Origin of the sequence: uncultured Porphyromonas sp. (assembly GCF_905372525.1) — a bacterium.
GTDB lineage: Bacteria > Bacteroidota > Bacteroidia > Bacteroidales > Porphyromonadaceae > Porphyromonas.
In genome coordinates this window covers 1-21,254 of record NZ_CAJPPN010000018.1, presented here as the reverse complement: position 1 = coordinate 21,254, position 21,254 = coordinate 1, and the positions used below count along the sequence as shown (strand labels likewise).

The 21,254-nt window shown below is 51.5% G+C and carries 16 protein-coding genes and 1 tRNA gene; 13 read left to right on the top strand and 4 right to left on the bottom strand.

The window, feature by feature from the left end; translation table 11 throughout:
• The first annotated feature begins 29 nt into the window (after positions 1-29).
• The 7 genes from QZ170_RS04760 (at position 30) to QZ170_RS04730 (ending at position 7,137) form a co-directional block, all read left to right on the top strand.
• On the top strand, positions 30-854 hold the full coding sequence (locus QZ170_RS04760; protein WP_297177909.1) for a hypothetical protein: 825 nt from the start codon (positions 30-32) through the stop codon (positions 852-854).
• Between the two features lie 30 nt (positions 855-884).
• On the top strand, positions 885-1,994 hold the full coding sequence (locus tag QZ170_RS04755; RefSeq protein ID WP_297177906.1) for a hypothetical protein: 1,110 nt from the start codon (positions 885-887) through the stop codon (positions 1,992-1,994).
• 30 nt (positions 1,995-2,024) lie between these two features.
• Complete coding sequence (locus tag QZ170_RS04750; RefSeq protein ID WP_297177903.1) at positions 2,025-3,134, top strand: hypothetical protein; 1,110 nt, start codon at positions 2,025-2,027, stop codon at positions 3,132-3,134.
• A gap of 32 nt (positions 3,135-3,166) precedes the next feature.
• On the top strand, positions 3,167-4,273 hold the full coding sequence (locus tag QZ170_RS04745) for a hypothetical protein (protein WP_297177900.1): 1,107 nt from the start codon (positions 3,167-3,169) through the stop codon (positions 4,271-4,273).
• A 275-nt stretch (positions 4,274-4,548) separates the two neighbouring features.
• Positions 4,549-5,448, top strand: coding sequence for a hypothetical protein (locus QZ170_RS04740; protein WP_297177897.1), 900 nt, complete (start codon positions 4,549-4,551; stop codon positions 5,446-5,448).
• A 32-nt stretch (positions 5,449-5,480) separates the two neighbouring features.
• Positions 5,481-6,527, top strand: coding sequence for a hypothetical protein (locus QZ170_RS04735; RefSeq protein ID WP_297177894.1), 1,047 nt, complete (start codon positions 5,481-5,483; stop codon positions 6,525-6,527).
• Positions 6,528-6,672: 145 nt separating this feature from the next.
• Positions 6,673-7,137 (top strand): hypothetical protein, encoded by a 465-nt coding sequence (locus tag QZ170_RS04730; protein WP_297177891.1) that lies wholly within the window; start codon positions 6,673-6,675, stop codon positions 7,135-7,137.
• Positions 7,138-7,233: 96 nt separating this feature from the next.
• Here QZ170_RS04730 and QZ170_RS04725 read toward each other — a convergent pair whose 3' ends face one another.
• The 3 genes from QZ170_RS04725 to QZ170_RS04715 all read right to left on the bottom strand — a co-directional run bounded on the left by QZ170_RS04725 (position 7,234) and on the right by QZ170_RS04715 (position 11,643).
• Complete coding sequence (locus tag QZ170_RS04725) at positions 7,234-7,416, bottom strand: hypothetical protein (RefSeq protein WP_297177888.1); 183 nt, start codon at positions 7,414-7,416, stop codon at positions 7,234-7,236.
• 249 nt (positions 7,417-7,665) lie between these two features.
• Positions 7,666-7,753: transfer RNA gene (locus tag QZ170_RS04720), tRNA-Ser, on the bottom strand.
• Between the two features lie 125 nt (positions 7,754-7,878).
• Positions 7,879-11,643, bottom strand: coding sequence for a hypothetical protein (locus tag QZ170_RS04715; protein ID WP_297177885.1), 3,765 nt, complete (start codon positions 11,641-11,643; stop codon positions 7,879-7,881).
• Positions 11,644-12,715: 1,072 nt separating this feature from the next.
• On the opposite strand from QZ170_RS04715, the gene QZ170_RS04710 reads away from it, so the two are divergent.
• The 6 genes from QZ170_RS04710 to QZ170_RS04685 all read left to right on the top strand — a co-directional run bounded on the left by QZ170_RS04710 (position 12,716) and on the right by QZ170_RS04685 (position 20,350).
• Positions 12,716-14,872 carry a peptidylprolyl isomerase gene (locus QZ170_RS04710; protein WP_297177882.1) on the top strand — a complete coding sequence of 719 codons (2,157 nt, stop codon included), beginning with the start codon at positions 12,716-12,718 and terminating at the stop codon, positions 14,870-14,872.
• A 160-nt stretch (positions 14,873-15,032) separates the two neighbouring features.
• Positions 15,033-16,091: a 23S rRNA (adenine(2503)-C(2))-methyltransferase RlmN gene (gene rlmN / locus QZ170_RS04705; RefSeq protein ID WP_297177878.1), complete on the top strand. Its 1,059-nt coding sequence runs from the start codon at positions 15,033-15,035 to the stop codon at positions 16,089-16,091.
• A 15-nt stretch (positions 16,092-16,106) separates the two neighbouring features.
• Entirely contained in the window at positions 16,107-17,234 is a 1,128-nt protein-coding gene (locus QZ170_RS04700; RefSeq protein WP_297177875.1) for a DNA replication/repair protein RecF, read from the top strand.
• Positions 17,221-17,511, top strand: a complete 291-nt coding sequence (locus QZ170_RS04695) for a DciA family protein (RefSeq protein ID WP_297177872.1) — start codon at positions 17,221-17,223, stop codon at positions 17,509-17,511. Before QZ170_RS04700 ends, QZ170_RS04695 begins: the two co-directional genes overlap by 14 nt.
• A gap of 542 nt (positions 17,512-18,053) precedes the next feature.
• Complete coding sequence (locus QZ170_RS04690; RefSeq protein ID WP_297177869.1) at positions 18,054-20,180, top strand: hypothetical protein; 2,127 nt, start codon at positions 18,054-18,056, stop codon at positions 20,178-20,180.
• Positions 20,181-20,209: 29 nt separating this feature from the next.
• Complete coding sequence (locus QZ170_RS04685) at positions 20,210-20,350, top strand: hypothetical protein (protein WP_297177866.1); 141 nt, start codon at positions 20,210-20,212, stop codon at positions 20,348-20,350.
• A 651-nt stretch (positions 20,351-21,001) separates the two neighbouring features.
• On the opposite strand, the gene QZ170_RS04680 is transcribed toward QZ170_RS04685, so the two are convergent.
• The coding region (locus QZ170_RS04680) for a hypothetical protein (protein ID WP_297177863.1) at positions 21,002-21,254 on the bottom strand (253 nt) is incomplete at its 5' end.

Below are 21,254 nucleotides of genomic sequence, written 5' to 3'. Positions count from 1 at the left end.
CCATCATGGATGTGGCAACTTATTTCGATATGCTTCCAACCGAAGATTCTTTCTGGGTCTATTTGGTAGACAAGCATCTAATTAGATATAACCTCTCCACCCATGAGTATCAAGACTTAGGTGCCTTTCCTCTTGAGAGAGCTTTCTTCTACAAGGGTAGCCACCGTGGTCTTCACTTCTTCATCAGTGATAAGAAGAGCCAACTGGTTGCTATGCGAGATAAGGACGGACAAGGGCTAGAGGAGGTCTATCGGTTGGACTTCTCCGAGAGCGGTCGTGGCTATTCCCTTTGGCACAATGGGGTCGTACCTGGGGAAATTGACTTCATCAACTTCTACGGCTCCGATCTGTGGGTGACGACCCAAGAGCACCTACATCGTATAGATGTAGCTACGGGAAAAGTGCTCGAGAGGAAAGATGAGGCACTACCTAAGATGTTTATCAAGGGGTCGCTAGGATATTCCTTATTCAACAGTTACTATACTGTATTTGACTTCGAGGCTGGGCGCATGCTCTGTAATGTACGGAGGGATCGCTTTGTCTACGAAGGGAAGGAGTATAGCGCAGAGTATACGAGCCTCTTGCTACATGAAGGGATCTTCTACGTCTCGGTACGGGTCTCGGGAATCTTCTTCCTTGCGGCCTTCGATGTGCAGACGGAAGAGTTTGTTTGGCACGACCTCTGGGGTGGTTGGGATATCGACTCCGTGCATATTGTTGATGATCGAATGATCGCTCACGCCTACGATGAGGTACGCATCTACCAGCGGGTAAGTCCGGCCACAGGGTCTAGCGGTGATGATTCTGAGCAAGAGGGTCAAGTGGGTCTTCAGTGGTCACAAGGTAAGCCGTAAGTACTCAATGTAAGCTTCGATATTTGATTGATGTACAAGCTAATTACAAGTTGCCCGGCCGATGAAGTCTGGGTAGATCATGGGGTGCTATACCTCCGGGACTATAAGAGGGATAGTGCCGTCTTTTCCCACTCGCTAGAGGAGCGAGTCGAGCAGGTAATCCCCTTCGCCCATAGTGAGCTGTCGTGGTGGATCTATCTGCGACAAGGTCTATGGTTTGTCCACTATGATGAAGACTCCGAGTACAAGACGATCGTTAATGTCTTCTCGATAGATGGAGAACTAAAGCAAACTATCACGAATGTCAATAACTCCTTTTATACCGCCCGAGCAGGGAGGTGGCTCTACCTAATCAATGAGAGCCAACTGCGGTATGACCTTTCCGCCCATGAATGTCAAGACTTAGGTCCATTCCCCCTTGAGGGAGTATTCTTCCACGAGGGTAGCCACCGTGGTCTCCACTTCTTTACTTGTGAGGGTCAGAGCCAGTTGGTTGCTATGCGAGATAAGGACGGACAAGGACTGGAAGAGGTCTATCGGCTAGACTTTTCTGAGAGTGGTCGTGGCTATTCCCTTTGGTACAATGGGGTCGTACCTGGGGAAATTGACTTCATCAACTTCTACGGCTCCGATCTGTGGGTGACGACCCAAGAGCACCTACATCGTATAGATGTAGCTACGGGAAAAGTGCTCGAGAGGAAAGATGAGGCACTACCTAAGATGTTTATCAAGGGGTCGCTAGGATATTCCTTATTCAACAGTTACTATACTGTATTTGACTTCGAGGCTGGGCGCATGCTCTGTAATGTACGGAGGGATCGCTTTGTCTACGAAGGGAAGGAGTATAGCGCAGAGTATACGAGCCTCTTGCTACATGAAGGGATCTTCTACGTCTCGGTACGGGTCTCGGGAATCTTCTTCCTTGCGGCCTTCGATGTGCAGACGGAAGAGTTTGTTTGGCACGACCTCTGGGGTGGTTGGGATATCGACTCCGTGCATATTGTTGATGATCGAATGATCGCTCACGCCTACGATGAGGTACGCATCTACCAGCGGGTAAGTCCGGCCACAGGGTCTAGCGGTGATGATTCTGAGCAAGAGGGTCAAGTGGGTCTTCAGTGGTCACAAGGTAAGCCGTAAGTACTCAATGTAAGCTTCGATATTTGATTGATGTACAAGCTAATTACAAGTTGCCCGGCCGATGAAGTCTGGGTAGATCATGGGGTGCTATACCTCCGGGACTATAAGAGGGATAGTGCCGTCTTTTCCCACTCGCTAGAGGAGCGAGTCGAGCAGGTAATCCCCTTCGCCCATAGTGAGCTGTCGTGGTGGATCTATCTGCGACAAGGTCTATGGTTTGTCCACTATGATGAAGACTCCGAGTACAAGACGATCGTTAATGTCTTCTCGATAGATGGAGAACTAAAGCAAACTATCACGAATGTCAATAACTCCTTTTATACCGCCCGAGCAGGGAGGTGGCTCTACCTAATCAATGAGAGCCAACTGCGGTATGACCTTTCCGCCCATGAATGTCAAGACTTAGGTCCATTCCCCCTTGAGGGAGTATTCTTCCACGAGGGTAGCCACCGTGGTCTCCACTTCTTTACTTGTGAGGGTCAGAGCCAGTTGGTTGCTATGCGAGATAAGGACGGACAAGGACTGGAAGAGGTCTATCGGCTAGACTTTTCTGAGAGTGGTCGTGGCTATTCCCTTTGGTACAATGGGGTCGTACCTGGGGAAATTGACTTCATCAACTTCTACGGCTCCGATCTGTGGGTGACGACCCAAGAGCACCTACATCGTATAGATGTAGCTACGGGAAAAGTGCTCGAGAGGAAAGATGAGGCACTACCTAAGATGTTTATCAAGGGGTCGCTAGGATATTCCTTATTCAACAGTTACTATACTGTATTTGACTTCGAGGCTGGGCGCATGCTCTGTAATGTACGGAGGGATCGCTTTGTCTACGAAGGGAAGGAGTATAGCGCAGAGTATACGAGCCTCTTGCTACATGAAGGGATCTTCTACGTCTCGGTGCGGGTGTCGGGGATCTTCTTCCTTGCGGCCTTCGATGTGCAGACGGAGGAGTTTGTTTGGCACGACCTCTGGGGCGGTTGGGATATCGACTCCGTGCATATTATCGGTGACCGAATGATCGCCCACTCCCACGACGAGGTACGCATCTACCAGCGGATAGATTTGTCCACAGGGTCTAGCGGTGATGATTCTGAGCAAGAGGGTCAAGTGGGCCCTCAGTGGTCACAAGATAAGCCGTAAGTACTCAATGTAATATTCGAAATTATTGATTGATGTACAAGCTAATCACAAGTTTCCCAGCCAATGAAGTCTGGGTAGATCATGGGGTGCTATACCTCCGGGACTATAAGAGGAATAGTGCTGTCTTTTCCTACTCGCTAGAGGAGCAAGTCGAGCAGATAATCCCCTTTACCCATAGTGAGCTGTCGTGGTGGATCTATCTGCGACAAGGTCTATGGTTTGTCCACTATGATGAAGACTCCGAGTACAAGACGATCGTTAATGTCTTCTCGATAGATGGAGAACTAAAGCAAACTATCACGAATGTCAATAACTCCTTTTATACCGCCCGAGCAGGGAGGTGGCTCTACCTAATCAATGAGAGCCAACTGCGGTATGACCTTTCCGCCCATGAATGTCAAGACTTAGGTCCATTCCCCCTTGAGGGAGTATTCTTCCACGAGGGTAGCCACCGTGGTCTCCACTTCTTTACTTGTGAGGGTCAGAGCCAGTTGGTTGCTATGCGAGATAAGGACGGACAAGGACTGGAAGAGGTCTATCGGCTAGACTTTTCTGAGAGTGGTCGTGGCTATTCCCTTTGGTACAATGGGGTCGTACCTGGGGAAATTGACTTCATCAACTTCTACGGCTCCGATCTGTGGGTGACGACCCAAAAGCACTTACATCGGATAGATGTAGCTACGGGAAAGGTGCTCGAGAGGAAAGATGAGACGCTACCTAAGATGTTTATCAAGGGGACACTAGGATACTCCTTGTTCGGCAGCTACTATACAGTATTTGACTTTGAGGCTGGGCGCATGCTCTGTGACGAGCGAAGGGATAACTTTGTCTACGAAGGAAAGGAGTATAGCGCAGAGTATACGAGCCTCTTGCTACATGAAGGGATCTTCTACGTCTCGGTGCGGGTGTCGGGGATCTTCTTCCTTGCGGCCTTCGATGTGCAGACGGAGGAGTTTGTTTGGCACGACCTCTGGGGCGGTTGGGATATCGACTCTGTGCATATCATCGGTGACCGAATGATCGCCCACTCCTATGACGAGGTACGCATTTACCAGCGGGTAAGTCCGACCACTGGGTCTAGCGGTGATGATTCTGAGCAAGAAGGTCAAGTGGGTCTTCAGTGGTCACAAGATGAGTAGGGAAGAGCTCAAGAGGAACGTCATCAAGGCTCTGATATAATCTAACTATGTACGAAGTAATATCACGGCTCAATGCCATTCGGGTCGTAGTATATGAGGGGCGACTCTTCTTAATTAAGTCCATCCCTCAAGGGAGATGGTCTGTTCACCCCTGTTCCTTGGATGGAGTAATAGGCGATGCGCTCCCATTCCCACACAAAGAAGATGTGGGAACAGCTGTTCTTTTTCAAGGCTTATGGCTAATCTATCATGAGGTGGGGACACCGTCGGAGACCTTGCTAGATATTTGCACATTAGACGGCGAACGTAAGCAGCTCATAACAGATATAGATGGCTACTTCGACAAGGTAGCTATCGAAGGAGAACCTCGGTTTTATTTAGTAGATGAACGTCGTGTCATTAGCTATGACTTCTCTACTCATGAGTATCAAGACTTAGGTTCATTTCCACTAGAAGATCCCTTCTTCTATAAGGGAAGCTACCGTGGTCTACACTTCTTCACCTGTCAAGGGAAGAGCCAGCTGGTGGCTATGCGAGATGAGGATGGCCAAGGCCTGGAGGAAGTCTATCGTCTGGACTTTGCCGAGAGTGATCGATGCTATTCAATATATAGCAATAAAGTAGAGTCTGGAGAAATTTACTTCATCAACTTCTACGGCACAGACTTATGGGTAACGACCTACGAGCGCCTGCACCGAGTAGAGATAGAGACAGGAAAGTCCTTAGAGGTACAAGAAGAGATGATACTACCAAAGATGTCTCATTGTGGGGATCTTGGCTACTCTATCTTTGCCAGCTTCTACAAGATATTCGACTTCAAGGCTGGGCAGATGCTCTATGAGGGACGCTTAGATAGGTTTACTCATGAAGGGAAGGAGTATAGCGCTCAGACTAATGGCCTCTTGTTACACGAAGGGATCTTCTACGTCTCGGTGCGGGTGTCGGGAATCTTCTTCCTAGCGGCCTTCGATGTGCAGACGGAGGAGTTTGTTTGGCACGACCTCTGGGGCGGTTGGGATATCGACTCCGTGCATATTATCGGTGACCGAATGATCGCCCACTCCCACGACGAGGTACGCATCTACCAGCGGATAGATTTGTCCACAGGGTCTAGCGGTGATGATTCTGAGCAAGAGGGTCAAGTGGGCCCTCAGTGGTCACAAGATAAGCCGTAAGTACTCAATGTAATATTCGAAATTATTGATTGATGTACAAGCTAATCACAAGTTTCCCAGCCAATGAAGTCTGGGTAGATCATGGGGTGCTATACCTCCGGGACTATAAGAGGAATAGTGCTGTCTTTTCCTACTCGCTAGAGGAGCAAGTCGAGCAGATAATCCCCTTTACCCATAGTGAGCTGTCGTGGTGGATCTATCTGCGACAAGGTCTATGGTTTGTCCACTATGATGAAGACTCCGAGTACAAGACGATCGTTAATGTCTTCTCGATAGATGGAGAACTAAAGCAAACTATCACGAATGTCAATAACTCCTTTTATACCGCCCGAGCAGGGAGGTGGCTCTACCTAATCAATGAGAGCCAACTGCGGTATGACCTTTCCGCCCATGAATGTCAAGACTTAGGTCCATTCCCCCTTGAGGGAGTATTCTTCCACGAGGGTAGCCACCGTGGTCTCCACTTCTTTACTTGTGAGGGTCAGAGCCAGTTGGTTGCTATGCGAGATAAGGACGGACAAGGACTGGAAGAGGTCTATCGGCTAGACTTTTCTGAGAGTGGTCGTGGCTATTCCCTTTGGTACAATGGGGTCGTACCTGGGGAAATTGACTTCATCAACTTCTACGGCTCCGATCTGTGGGTGACGACCCAAGAGCACCTACATCGTATAGATGTAGCTACGGGAAAAGTGCTCGAGAGGAAAGATGAGGCACTACCTAAGATGTTTATCAAGGGGTCGCTAGGATATTCCTTATTCAACAGTTACTATACTGTATTTGACTTCGAGGCTGGGCGCATGCTCTGTAATGTACGGAGGGATCGCTTTGTCTACGAAGGGAAGGAGTATAGCGCAGAGTATACGAGCCTCTTGCTACATGAAGGGATCTTCTACGTCTCGGTACGGGTCTCGGGAATCTTCTTCCTTGCGGCCTTCGATGTGCAGACGGAAGAGTTTGTTTGGCACGACCTCTGGGGTGGTTGGGATATCGACTCCGTGCATATTGTTGATGATCGAATGATCGCTCACGCCTACGATGAGGTACGCATCTACCAACGGGTAAGTCCGTCCACTCATTAGAAAAGATTGGTAGTCCTATATCGGAAATTGACATTATGCGCAACTGACAAATAGTAATGCCACCTAGAGAGCAGAGTCTAACGCTTCCCAACTGGGAGAATTGATGGAGGACTCTATGAGACGGTAAGCATCCCCAACAATCAATATGGCAACAAAGGACTTTGACAAGAATTTTACGCATCTCATAGAAGATGCTCTACACAACGCATTGGAGTATACGGGATATAGTTCGGATATAGACTGTATCTATATCTACCTCTCTCTTGAACGATCAGTGCAATACTTGGTATTTTTCAAGATTAACGGGTGCCTATCACTCAAGTCTAAGCTTAATGAATATGTTACCTCACAACAAATTGATGTCTCTGACGAGAATCAGAGGAGATTGAACTCTAATGGTAATGCGATCGCTCAGGAAATACAAGCAAGCTTTCAAGATGATGGAAGAGAAGTTCCCTCTAGTCTAAGGATAACCTATGAGCCTAAGACTGGTAAACTTAACTCTACGATGAGCTATGATAAACTCTTAGATGATGAAGATCCGCTTACTATGTTCTTCCGTTGGTTCGCAGAGGAAGGGGGAGTATTAGAACCGTGGCAAATGATATAGCGAGTTGGATCCACTCTCAGCTAGCAGATATTAACGAAGAGACGGCTATTAAATAGCTCTAAGAACTGAAGGAAAAGAGGACTTTTGAGGAGCATCCTAGGAGCATCCCATCTGTTGGCTAGTCTTGCTGTCCCACTGAGCCTTGCCTACATGGATCTTCGTGGAGTCAAGATTGCTCATCGCTCCTCCGTGGAAGATCCGTGGCATGACGGGCGACTTGCCTTCTTTGTTCTCGTAGTTGGAGCATAGGTAGCAGGATACCTTGAACAATTGTCCCATGATGCATCATTCCCTAGTGTAGCACGTGCTACAAAGTTACTTACTTACAAATCGCTACCCCCCGATTTGTGTAGCAGTTTCCATAGCAGCATTTGATCGATTGGTAACGATTAGACCCTAGGGGTAAGCCGTCAGGTCTATGGACTGCATACAAAGAAAAATCGTTGTAAGGCCATGTCTTACAACGATTTTCTCTTGTTTTGAAGGCTTCTATGACGACCATTTCGCAGTCACTTTGAAGCCTCTTTGCGGAGAGGGCGGGATTCGAACCCGCGAAACGCTTTTGGCGTTTACACACTTTCCAGGCGTGCCTCTTCAACCACTCGAGCACCTCTCCTTTCCACAGATTTCACTTAGGGTATCCTCCCAAATGCGCCACAAAGGTAGCAATATATCCTCATTCTGCAAAATATCCTATCGACATATCATGAAGCTTCAATATAAACGTTGAGTCTTTCCAAGCTAGGCATCTAGCTTCCTTCGGTGTGCTTCTTCATCATATCCATTGGCTAGTGCCCGATACTCATCTTGTAACCGCTGGAAGATCCTAGCCACATTGGGGTAGTCACACATCAGGCTTGAAGCTAGCTCTCCAAAGTATTCTGCTCGATCCCCTTCAATACCTCCACCATCGGAAGCTCCCCGAATAGTCACCCCTCCCTTATTGAACATACCGTTCGAATACCCCTTCTTTAGTTGTTCAGTGTTGATATCTTCTATCACTTGGAATATCGTCCTCGCTGGCCAGTTTGGTGAATCCTCAGGGTACTTTGCTAGCAGTTGCCCAATATGTATATCTGCGGCTTCTAGCCGATCACACTCCTCTGCTAAAGCCCTAGCTGCCTTAATCCAATCCCTCAGCTCAGTCTCATCAATCGTACCATTTTCCTGCATGCCTGGAATCTTCTTCCAAGCCCCAAGCATCAGATCAGCTCTTCTAGCCGCATTCTGTAGTTGCTCCTCGGATAAGCCCTCCTGTTCCTTTCGCTGTCGATCTTCATCCTTGGGTTTGTAGAGCCACTTTAGAAGTTGAATAAAAGACTCAGGATTGATGGCTAATTCTTCTTCCAAATGAGGTACTCCTACTTGAGCTCCTACACGTGTAAGTAGAGGCAAGTATAAAGTCTCTAACTCGAGGAGAGTCTCCTTTGCAACATCCTCTCTCTTGTTGAGCACTCCAAATATACCCTCTATCGCATAAGGAACCTGACAGTTCGGTTCTTGAGATTCTTCTGTTCCCGACCTCTTTAATACCTCAACTAACATACCACTAGGAATAAGAGTTCGATGAAACCAAGCGACCTCCACAGCAAAACTAAACCTCCGATACTGGAGCAACTTATTTATTCCTACGATAATGTCTTCATCCGTGAGACCATGAAAATAGGAATTCATTCTCAGCCAATACTCTCGTTGTATTCCGTCGCGAAGGGAGTCAATATAATGCCACAACTCCTGCCCCGAACGTGCTACCACAAGGGCATTGGCCACAGCTCTATCACTATATCCATTCTCCAATAGCTCGTACACTAATGTTTGTATCCAGCAGAGCTCTTCACATCGTAGCTTCTGGGAGATAAATCCATGAGCAAAAGCAATATGAGGAGTGTCATCCTCTAGACACTGCCATACACACTGCAGGTCTTGCTCATCCTCTATCACCTTAGCCAGGGCCTCGCCCAAATCCCAAGGATGCTTAACCTCTAGCCTCAACGCTAAAATCTTCTCCAACCCTAGCTCTTCCCAGAGTTCCTCCACTGCACGCTCTCGGCTAGTAGCGACTTGCTCCTCTATTTCTTTATGCCCATCCACAGCCAAGGGAACTGCGGTAGCTGGATCTATCATTTGAGTATGACAATCTTCATTGAATAACCATACATTCCTTACCAGCCCATCCTTAGGATATAGTTGACTATAAAGCTGTTCAAAAGGCGATAAGTCATCCTTCTTCAATGCCCATTCTGTATCGGGATGTTGCTTGTGCCTATTTAAAATTCCACGTAGGATATGCCATGCTAGCCCCTTCTTATGCTCAATATTACCCACAGTCTCTTGAGCCCACGTTAATATCCGCTCCCGATCCCAAGGCATACAGTATGGTGCAGCTTCGATGAGATCAGAGAATCTGGTCTCATCACCATCACACAGACCGATAAGCATATCTACCACTTCCGAGTACATATCAAACCGTTCTTCATCCGTGTAGGTTAGATCTGCTTTCTCCCAGAACATTCGCCAGCGCATCCTATACGTGGGGAAAGCTACCTCAGAAGAAAAGCTTGGCAACAAACTCTTCAAGAGCTTCCATGAGACATCGATATTCTTAGGAAGCATCTCCCTCAGCACCTTGACCCTCTCTGCGAAAGGAGCTAACGTTTGATAATGCCAAGCTTTAAATATTTCCGTTAGGCTATTTAGGGGTCTATTAGATAAACTTCCCCCTGGATCCAGCATCGCCAGTTTATATAGGAGGAGGCATGCATTCCTAAAATACGACGGCATCCAAGCTAGCTCTTCTAGCGCCCATAATAGACCTGTATGAGAAGCCACGGGAACAACAAACCCTGGCTTTTCCTCGAACATATCCATAATCTCGGGACTTTGATGGGAAAGGGAGATACTTACATGTTGAAGGAAACTCTGAGGAGATGCTTCGGCAATAAGTGGAAGCTCCCTATTTATGGAGACCCATATTTCACCACGAGCATTTGATAATAGATCTCTAATAATCTTATCTACCCAGCTCTGTAGATCACTTCGGCTAACTCCGACCTGAGGTATTGACATCAGGATCAAAGACTGAACTAAGCCCTCTCTTACCCAGTTTGAATACGTCCTCTTTTCAGTGATGTAGTCTGGTAGATCGAGCTGGGATTCTAGGACTGGATTCCCTGAATGATAGGCCTGAACAAAGCACTCTTCTAAAAGCTGGAAATCTTGATCGACTAAGTGGGCAGATATACTCCTCCACAAGTCTAGAGGTGAGGTTAATCTCCACGTCTCACCGATTCTCTTCAGAGGTGACTCTGGGAGATGAAGCCATTTGGCTAACACCTCCTTATATTTAGCATAGCTCGTTTCAGAGAGCTTCTCTAAAAGCTCTATATCCCCAGAGTAGCTCTCATCCCATCGACCGAGGAGGAGTGCTGGTATTATCTCTCGAATCGTTTGAGTTTTCACCCAAGTTGCACCATAGCTAGGAAAGCCCAGGAGCTTCTTAAGGATCGTGATGTCGTGCCCCGATTCTTTCGTAAGCGTAGAGGCTTTGGATCTTGATAGCCCACTTGCTTCTAAAGCTTCAATGAGGGCTTCTCTATCTACTGCTGGCAGTGTGATAGGATCTTGACTAAACTCAACATCTGCTCCTAATGGGACTAAGACACGATGCCCTTCCCTCGTAGCCACACCAAAAGGTTCGGCGCTATCGAAGCGAACAATCAGGTTCAGAGCATGCTGCGTCGACGAGCTGACACTTCGGAAACGATCCTCTTGGTCGATAATAAGTGTTGTGGAAAAGAATCGACCGGACACCTCAGAATCACTAGACTTCATCGTAGCGAGGATAAAGGCAATCGCCTCGCTCTTAGTCGATGCTCTTACCACTATGATACTTGGCTCCTCCTCCAATCGCTTTATCAACGCTTCCCTTGCTGTGTCTCTACCAGCAAGTACACAATCTGGCGTTAGTTCCAATTGCCCTAAGCAAGACCACTCTTTCCAATGCTCATCTGCCGTTATAATTCCATCAGCATACCCCTGAGATGCGAACCATCGGGATACAGCTGGAGCTTCATCAAGCCACTGCTCTAAGCTTATCCCATCATAGACGATTACATCCTTCCACGTCTTCTCCTCTTTCTTCTGACTAACCCACTCTTCCTTCTTCGTCCATGTCCTTGGAGTGACAAAGACGAATGTAGCATCCAGAGGATTATATCCAAGAGGATCACCTGTACGCTTCTCATAGTCAGCATTTGCTTTACTCTGAGGATCTTGATTTGTACCGAGCTCCCACAAGGATATTCCTTCGGGGACGTATCTAGTCTTCTCCTTACTATCTACAATACCATCCCATCCCCCTATATAGGTGGCACTACCCCAGGGAATATTAACCTTAGTGTCCTTAGCGGTAGTCGCTCTTATCAGCCTTGAGATAAGATATGGAAAGTTTAATTTTGACTCTGGCGTATTGGCCCAAGAACCGAGTTGATCTCTTGTAATCATCATATAAATTAATTGTAGTAGGAGGAAAACCCATCAGGTATTACCTCTACGCTAATTTAGTAAATCTCTTTCTCTCCATAGCGGTTCGGGTAATACAACCGTGTCGGTAGCATTAGCCGAGGTCGTCACCAAGAGATTCACTAAAAGGCAAGAAGTCGTTGATGCGTTCCTGAACCTCGTAGTCATTCAATCCATACCAGATCTCTAAGAGTAGGATCTTGAACATCAAAAGACCATCGTAGGTTAGAGGCGACACATGATCTCCTTCGCACACTCCATTCTTTGGCTCTTTGGGGATATTATTTCATGTCCTAGGGAGCCTTAGGCGTATCCCCTAGAGTGTCTAGACGTTGGTCCCGAGGAGAACTAAATATGAGATCCTACGGGGACATACTTAGAGCGAGGTAGTGTACACGCGTGTATACTGTTGTGTACACGTGGGTATACAGTTGTGTACACACGTGTATACTCACCTCTCCTAAGTAGTAGGTATACGCTGGGTATGGATACAGCTAGGATACAGATACCTCTATCTTCGGAGTATGCTCCTTGACTACTTTGCCCTCGCACTGGGGTGATTTCATGCGTCGGACCTCTCCCACAGCTCCCCCTTGCTCTCTCGTGCGCGCGTATCATTATTATTATAGTGATCTGTCTGGGGGGGCGATCTGGGAGGAGTACAACCCATAGGAGGCAGGCATCACCGCCCTCCCCTAACGACCTCTGTATCTTGCTCCTCGAGAGGGGGCTAGAGGACATACCGAGAGCGCACTAGAGGACATATAATGTTCGCCCTCGTCACCTACGTAAGGTGACGAGGGCGAACATATCGAGTCCGCACCAGAGGTCATTACGTGTTCGTAGATGGGCTCTCAGAATGCCCGCCACGACGGCTCTCTGGGAGGACAGCCTACGCAGGCTTCGGAAGGGGACTATAGGGGGATCGGACAAAGGACGGGGCATAATAGGATCTCTTGCCTTTTCATATCTTGCCTATTCGTTAGAGTGTTTGTATCTTTGTGGCTCAAAGAATTGAGTATAAACACTCTTATATAATTATAGGTAATCAGATACAATGGCAGTATTAGAGAAGATCCGTAGCCACTCGGTCATGCTCGTTGTCATCATTGGGATAGCCTTGGCAGGCTTTGTCATCGGTGACCTCTTTACCAGTGGGCGCACCTTCTGGAGCAAGAATGAGCAGGTCGCCCTATCTATCGATGGGAAGGACATTTCGATCCAAGACTACAGCGCACGCCTAGAGCAGCTCCAGGCACAGTCTGAGGCACAAGGTCAGCTAACCGATGAGCAGCGCATGCAGCTCAATAACCAACTCGCACAGCAGTACCTCTCGGAGTATGCACTAGAGAAGGTCTCAGGCGCCATCGGACTGAGCGTCTCGGATGACGAGCTCTATGCCCTACTCGTAGGCAAGGGGATCTCCCCCTCTCCGCTGGCCTCCCAGTTCTTTGGGACGACAGACGAGAAGCAGGTCAATGAGTTCATCCGCCAGCTCTCCGACAAGCAGATCCAGGCAGCCCCTCAGGATCAGCGCCAGCAGCTACGTGCGATGCAGTCGCAGTTCACCCTACTGCAGGAGCAGATCCGCACACAGCGTCTACAGCAGAAGCTCGGGACGCTGCTCTCCCGTACCTATAAGCTGAACGACCTAGACCGTGAGCTCGCTCTCGGCAACGAGACCCGTACCGTAGCTCTCGTACGTACCTCCTCGGCGATGATCGCCGACTCTACGGCTAAGCCAAGCGATGCCGAGGTACAGAAGTACTATGATAGCCACAAGGACTTCTACCGCATGCAGTACCCACTCACTGAGGTCAGCTACATCAGCCTGCAGGTCGTCCCCTCGCAGGCAGACTACAAGGCTGCCGAGCAGGAGAAGACCAAGGCCGTGGAAGAGCTACGTCAGGCTACCGCCTCCAACATCGAGAGCACCCTACGTGCCTACGCTACCTCCAGCAAGTACTTCAGCCCGGTCTACCTCACGGGTGCCGAGCTCGATGAGCTAGGTCTAGGTGCTGAGCAGGTCGCCTTCGTCAAGGGCGCTGAGGTCGGTGCTGTCCTAGACCCACAGCTCGTCAACGACCGCTACGAGATCGCTAAGCTCGTCGGCAAGAAGAGCTCTACGGCGGCGCTCTCTGTCCGTATGATCATCCTCAACGACAGCCTCAAGACCCAGACCGATAGCCTCCTCAGTGCCCTCAACGGGGGTGCGAGCTTCGCCGAACTAGCCCGGAAGCACAGCATCGACCCACAGACCGCAGGTCGGGGCGGGCTCATCTCTATACCCAACCGCTTCGGTACGGAGGATAGCACCTTCTCCGAGCACATGCTCTATCAGCTCGGTGCCAATTCTGGCCTCAAGCTTGACACCCTCTATCAGGTACCCGTCGGCACTGTCGTACGTCTCGGCCAGGCTCCTCTCTCCATCCTCGTGAAGGCAGAGAATGCACAGCCTGCTGTAGAGAAGTACCAGGTCGCTTTCCTCTCGATCCCTGCGACCTTCTCCCCCGACACCTACAATGCCAAGTATAGTGCGATGAACAAGATCCTCGGCGAAGGCGGAGGCTTCGAAGCTATGGCACAGAAGGCACAGAAGGAGGGCTTCAACGTCTCTCGTGACGTCCTCGTGACCACACAGAGCCCCATGCTCGGTCAGGTCCCCAGCTCTCGCCAGATCGTCAGCTGGGCGATCAATGCTAAGGATGGTGAGGTCAGCCCCAAGCTCTACACCTGTGGCACTGACTACCTCGTGATCCCAGCCGTAGGGAAGCATATCCCCGCAGGCTTCGCTCCTCTCTCGGCGGTCAAGGATGAGATCTTCGCCTACCTCTCTGGGCAGAAGAAGGCTGAGCACCTCGCCAAGAGCCTAGAGGCAAAGAAGCTCACGAGCCTCGATGCCTACGCTGCTGACCTACAGTCCAAGGTCGATACCCTCGTCGATGTTAGCTACGTCGTGCGTGGCAGTGAGCCAGCTACCTTTAACGGGATCGCGATGACGACGCCCGTCGGTCAGCTCTCCAAGCCCTTCGCAGCGAACAACACCGAGGTGATGGTCCTACAGCCCGTAGCTAAGACCCCAGTAGACAAGGTCGCTGCCAAGGCTCAGTTCCAGCAGCAGGAGGCTGGGCTCGCTCGCCAGTATGGCTATCGTGTCTTCGCTGACTACATCCAGCGTCTGAAGATACAGGACAATAGAGCTCGCTTCTACTAGTCCCGCCCTACCCGCTCCGTGACATCGCCCCTAGAGGCGGTATCTCACTAGAGGGCGAACTCTTTCGCTCCGACATTAGTTATACAAAGGCTGTCCTAGGGCTTATTCCCTTAGGACAGCCTTTCTTAATAAGATCACTTTCACCCACCCACTAAGGACGATGACCCCAACCCCACAGAAGCGCATCCTACTCGGCTTGACTCTCGAGGAACTTACCACTGTCACCGCCGAGCTCGGTATGCCCCGCTTCACTGCTCGGCAGATAGCAGGATGGCTCTACGACAAGCGTGTGAGCGAGATCGATGAGATGACGAACATCTCTAAGGCCAATCGCCTCCTACTCTCGGAGCACTTCGAGGTAGGGCGTAGCCTGCCGATCACGAGCGAACTATCCCGTGACGGTACACGTAAGTATCTCTTCCGGGTGCGCTCTGGTGGACTCGTCGAGGCGGTCTACATCCCTGAGAAGGATCGGGCTACGCTCTGTATCTCCTCTCAGGTAGGGTGCAAGATGGACTGCCTCTTCTGCATGACGGGCAAGCAGGGCTTCCGTGGCAACCTCTCCGCAGGTGAGATCATCAACCAAGTACTCTCTGTCGAGGAGTCCCCCAAGCTAACCAACATCGTCTACATGGGTATGGGTGAGCCTCTGGATAATGCTACCAACGTCCTCTCCAGCATCTCGGTGATGACGGCTTCGTGGGGACTCGGCTGGTCACCCAAGCGCCTCACTCTGTCCACCGTCGGGGTGCGTCGTGGGCTGGAGCGGTTCCTCGGCGAGACGACTTGTCACCTAGCCGTGAGCCTGCACAACCCCTTCCACGAGGGGCGCCTTGAGCTCATGCCCGCCGAGGGGGGAATGCCCCTAGAGGACACGCTGCGTATGATCCGTGAGGCAGACTTCACGGGGCAGCGCCGTGTCTCCTTTGAGTACATCGTCTTTGAGGGGATCAATGATAGTCTCCAGCATGCCGAGGAGCTAGCACGGCTCCTGCGTGGCATCCCGTGTAGGATCAATCTCATCCCCTTCCACCAGATCCCAGGAGTACCCCTGCGGCCCCTGACGGCTCAGGGTATGGAGCGCTTCAAGGGTTGGCTCGAGGCCCGGGGCTATTTAACGACCATACGTACCTCCCGAGGGGAGGACATCTCGGCCGCCTGTGGGATGCTCTCCACCAAGGAGCAGATGGCAGGGGGAGCCTCCCAAGCCTCACACTAACGAGCACCGACCACCGTGATACTTACCCGACTCCACCTGATCGACTTCAAGAGCATAGTCACCGCTAGCTGTGACTTCTCGCCCAAGGTGAACTGCTTCATCGGTCTCAACGGCATGGGCAAGACCAATATGCTCGATGCCCTACACTACCTCTCCTTCACCAAGAGCCACCTCTCTATCACCGACTCCCTAGCGGTCAGACGTGGGCAGGAGCGAGCACTGCTGGAGGGCACCTACCAGAGTGATCATGGCGATGAGCGACACCTACTGCTGCAGATACGACCGGGTGCAAGGAAGGTGCTCAAGCGCAACCGCAAGGAGTACACGCGCCTCAGCGAGCATATCGGAGCCTTCCCCCTCGTGATCGCCTCCCCACAGGACTACCAGCTAATCCTAGGGGGGAGTGAGGAGCGCAGACGCTTCGTCGATCGTCAGCTCTCCCAGCAGGATAGCGTCTATATGGCAGCCTTGGCGCAGTATCATCGGGTCCTAGAGCAGCGCAATACGCTCCTCAAGGCTCCCTCCACCCCCTCACCCAGCGTACTCGACGTACTTGACCTCCAGCTGGAGCAAGTCTCCCCGATCATCTACGATAGGCGAAAGCGCTTCGTCGAGCAGTTTGTCCCTCTCTTCCAGCGTTACTATACTGCGATCAGTGGTGGGCAGGAGCAGGTGAGCCTCAGCTACCTCTCTCCGCTGGAGAGCACCGAGGGGCATATCGTCGACCTACTGCGTGAGAGCCGAGAGCGGGATCGTATCCTAGGGCATACCAGCGTAGGTCTACATCGGGATGATCTGCTGATGCTCCTGGATGGGGAACTCATACGTCGTATCGGCTCCGAAGGGCAAAACAAGACCTACCTCCTAGCGCTCAAGTTCGCCCAATACACCCTCCTCTCAGAGACCAACCCCGAGCGTCCCCTACTCCTGCTGGACGACATCTTCGACAAGCTCGATGCCGAGCGTGTCGCACGAATTATTCATCTCGTCGGCGGGAGTGACTTCGGGCAAATCTTTATCACCGACACCAATAGAGAGCACCTAGACGAGCTGGTCGGTAGCTGGGGAAGGGACTACCGACTCTTTGAGGTCGTCGAGGGTGCACTCCACCTAATCGCCGAGCAAGCAGATGAAGCGAAGTGAGACCATTGACTTCCGTGAGGCACTGGCCAACCTCTGGGACGAAGACCCCGAGATGTACGAGCAGCTCCTAGAGCACCGTGCGCTGGATCACCTCCCCATCCTCCTCGGCTCGCTCTCTCGCTGGGTAGGCGAAGCCCGTATCGACGATGGTGTACTGCGTATCCGTACGACCTCCCCGATCGCACGGCAGGAGCTTAACCTGAGGCTAAATACCCTTCGCCAGCAGCTGAATAGCCACCTCCAAGCCGAGCTCATCCGCATCATTCAGGTTTACTAAGCCCACCCACTCTCGCCAACACATCAGCTATCCAGCACGAAGCCTCTTTAGGGTCACACCGACACACTCCCCCCTAGTCTGTGTATCCCTGAGGGGCTTCATCTTTTCTAGGGAGGGATTAGGGAATATGGGGGGATCGGGGGCTGTCAGCACTGGTAGCTGGATGTTACCCTTCGTGGGAAACACTGTCCCCCACTCAAGATTCACCGCTGGAGGTGTGCTCTCCGCCCAGACTCCCTCGAGCAAGGTCCTTGCAGTCTGAGGTGGGTAGATACCTCCCCTAGGCCTCTGTACGTGGGGGCTCCGTATTCCTTTTTACAGTTTTAATGCCTATCTTAGCGTCGTGGTAGCGTCTCAGAGACCTCTATATTCTGGGGTTGGGGATGACTACCTAGAGATTGCAAAGCGAATTATGCCCCCCTGTATATTAGGGAATGTCACATTCATCAAGGACTATCACGCACACTTTCTGTGAAGCCACACCGCCCCCTTTATAGCGGACGGAAGGCACCTATATAACCAATAAAAACTATATCTAAAGAATGAAGAAGATCTTATTATCCTTCTTTGCTCTTACCCTCCTCGCTGCTTGTACTAAGGAGGGGGGAAGAGACATCGAGCAACGCCCTCAGCCTACCGAGAGGCAGACTACCGAGCCTACGGCTGTACGCTTCGACCTAGAGCTACCCGCCTCCTTCCAAGAGCCCATCATCGAGGGGGAGGGTGCACGCGGACTCCGCTACGACATGAAGGGCAGGAAGTGGACGCCCTGGCTCCGTCACAACGAGTCCGTCTACGTCTTCGTCTACATCTACCAAGGCAACAGCATCATCTCTGGCAAACGCCAGCTCTTCACCTATGATGACGACACCAAGAAGCTCTCCTTCAAGGGTGAGGGGACGATCTGGTCCGCCCTACCCAAGACCACTGGGGAGTACAAGCTGCGTGCCTTCATCCTCGGGGATGGCAATACCTTCACACTGAACAATGTCGTCTCGGGGCACGACTTCAGCCACACGACCTTCACCCTCGATCGTCCAGACAAGATCCACACGGTGGATGAGCTCAAGGATGGGAAGGTCAGCCTCCCCTACATGCTCGAGACCACCGTATCATACAATGGGGATGGCACCTTCGTCTCCAATAGGAGGGAGGGTAAGCCGACAGACCTCTTTAAGCCCCTAGGCTACGTAGCGATGTTCAGCATAGAGAACCAGCTAGAGAACTCCACCCTCACCATCAAGGGGCTGACCCTCAGAGCTGGCAAGAGCTGGATCCCCAAGGGCACCGTCCTCACCCCCACAGCACCCGATCCCCTCACCTCCTACATCTACGACTCTCAGGACTTCAATTGGCCCTTTGTCTCTGAGGAGGTGACCCTCCCCCCCAAGAAGAACTCGCACCAGATCAAGGACGACCGTGGGCGCTATATCATCTGGATGCCGACGATCCCCGATGCCTCTACGCTAGAGAACCGCCCCTACCTCTGGTTCGATGAGACCAAGACCAGCCCTGTAGCTGAGGGAGCTGTCGCTCGCTCCTACATCCGTGGGGGTGCCTATACCTCCCTCTTCTTCAAGAAAGCTCCGACGAGCTACACCCCGGGGACACTCATCAATGGCTCGATCCTTATCCGTCCCATCTTCCACAAGGGGCCCAGTAGCGAGCACAACTTTAGTCCCTTCGTAGGCTTCACCCAGAAGCACCTCTACTGGACGGGTAGCCATACCAACGGGCTCCGTATCGCGAGCGACGAAGAGGTCAGCTATCTGGACCATCTGGTTACCTTCAATCAGCGCAATACGACCTTCTTCGATCAGGACCGTACGATCCAGAACATCACCTCGAGCAACCGCTGGGCACTCCCCACTCCCTACCAGCTAGGGGCACTCCTCCCCTATACGGGACTAAGCAACGACGGGAAGGACTATGTCGAGTTCGACGGGCGTCTCTATCGCTTCGATGCTCCCTGGCGCTCCGAGCTCATCGCAGGTAGTGGGAGCAATGCAGGCAAGCTCTACTTCTTCCTAATCCGCTTCCGAGGGCAGGGCTATATGCTCGCCTCTGGGGAGACGGAGCAGCGGGGTAAGAACCCCACAGGGGCGAGCAAGAAGTCCTATCCCGAGCAGACCAACAAGGCAGACTATCCGCTGAATAGCTACCTCAAGCAGGCCGAGAATACCTGGCACCCCGTGCTGAACCACTCCATGACCACCGCCTACGTCTTCGAGATCCAGCCCGATAGGCAGAGGGTGCAGGTCTCAGCCATCTACCTCGGCAATCATCAGCCTCTGATGGGTGATGAGCAGAAGATGCGTGACTTCGCCCAGATGTACGCTGCTGGGGAGATCATGGAGCGTCCGAAGCTACTCGGTATCTACGCTCGCTACCCGATCAGCCTAGACCTCTCCTCGCAGGTGGACTATGTCCATGGCCGATGGGCGCAGCGTGCTGCGGACAGACGCACCCTCGCCTTCCCAGTCACGGGGCTCTCCGAGTCTGCGGTCACAGCGACGGGGACACCCGCTACGATCTCCCTCTTTGCCCTCGGTACGCAGGCGGGGCACGCCTGGTCGTGGTACGCTGGTGCTCCCGTCCCGAGTGGGCTCCCCACACCGAGGGGTGAACTCGTACTCTTCAAGCAGAAGTATCGCCCTGACCAAGACTAGTTCCTCACCCTCAGACAAAATATAGCATCATGAAGAAAGAAACATATCGCCGCCCCGCCATAGAGTCTCTGGAGCTCTCAGCACCGCTCTCACTCCTTCTCCAGCTCTCTATCGAGGGAGAGTTCGAGGGATGGGAGATCGATGGACAGGACGGAGAGGCTGACTTCTAGTCCTCTCCCCCTAGCTATCCACTCCTTAGCTACCATCCTCTAGTAGAGCCCCCCACCCTCACCCTACACCTCGGTGTATCGTGGGCTGGGGGGGCCCTCTTTTTCGTACCTCAAGCGCTCTCTCGTATACTTTTCTTAGCCCTACTCCACTATTCCTCTCCTAGGTAGGCGAGGGACTGACGGGTGCTCTCTCGGGGCTAGTACTAGACACGGGAGTATGAGCCCCAAGGTAGCGCACCCACTAGGTACCCCTTCACGCAGCGGAAATTATCCCTCCAGCACCCCTATAAAGGACGTCCTCGTCACCTAAGCATAGGTGACGAGGACGTCCTTTATAGGAGTGCACCTGCGCTCTCGGTATGAGCGTCTCAGCACTCTCAGTAAGAGCCAGGGCCGACGCATGATCTCGCTCGTACACTCCTACCTTTGGATCTTCAGGAATATTATTTCATATCCCAGAGAGCCTTAGCCCATCACTAAAGATCCTAGGCATTATCCCCAAGGAATAGACATACAAGCGAGCCCTACAGAGGATATACTTAGAGCGAGGTAGTGTACACGCGTGTATACTGTTGTGTACACGTGGGTATACTGTTGTGTACACACGTGTATACTCAACCCTTCTAGGTAGGAGGTATTCACTTGGCCTATCTAGACTAGGACGTAGATACTTCTATCTTCGGTGTATACTCCTTCACGACCTTGCCCTCGCACCATAGTGATTTCATGCATCAGCCCTGCGGTATGAGCGTCTCTGCGCTCTCGGTAAGAGCGTCTCTGCGCCCTCGGTAAGAGCGTTTCTGCGCTCTCGGTATGAGCGTCTCTGCGCTCTCGGTATGAGCGTCTCAGCGCTCTCGGCAAGAGCGTCTCTGCGCTCTCGGCAAGAGCGTCTCTGCGCTCTCGG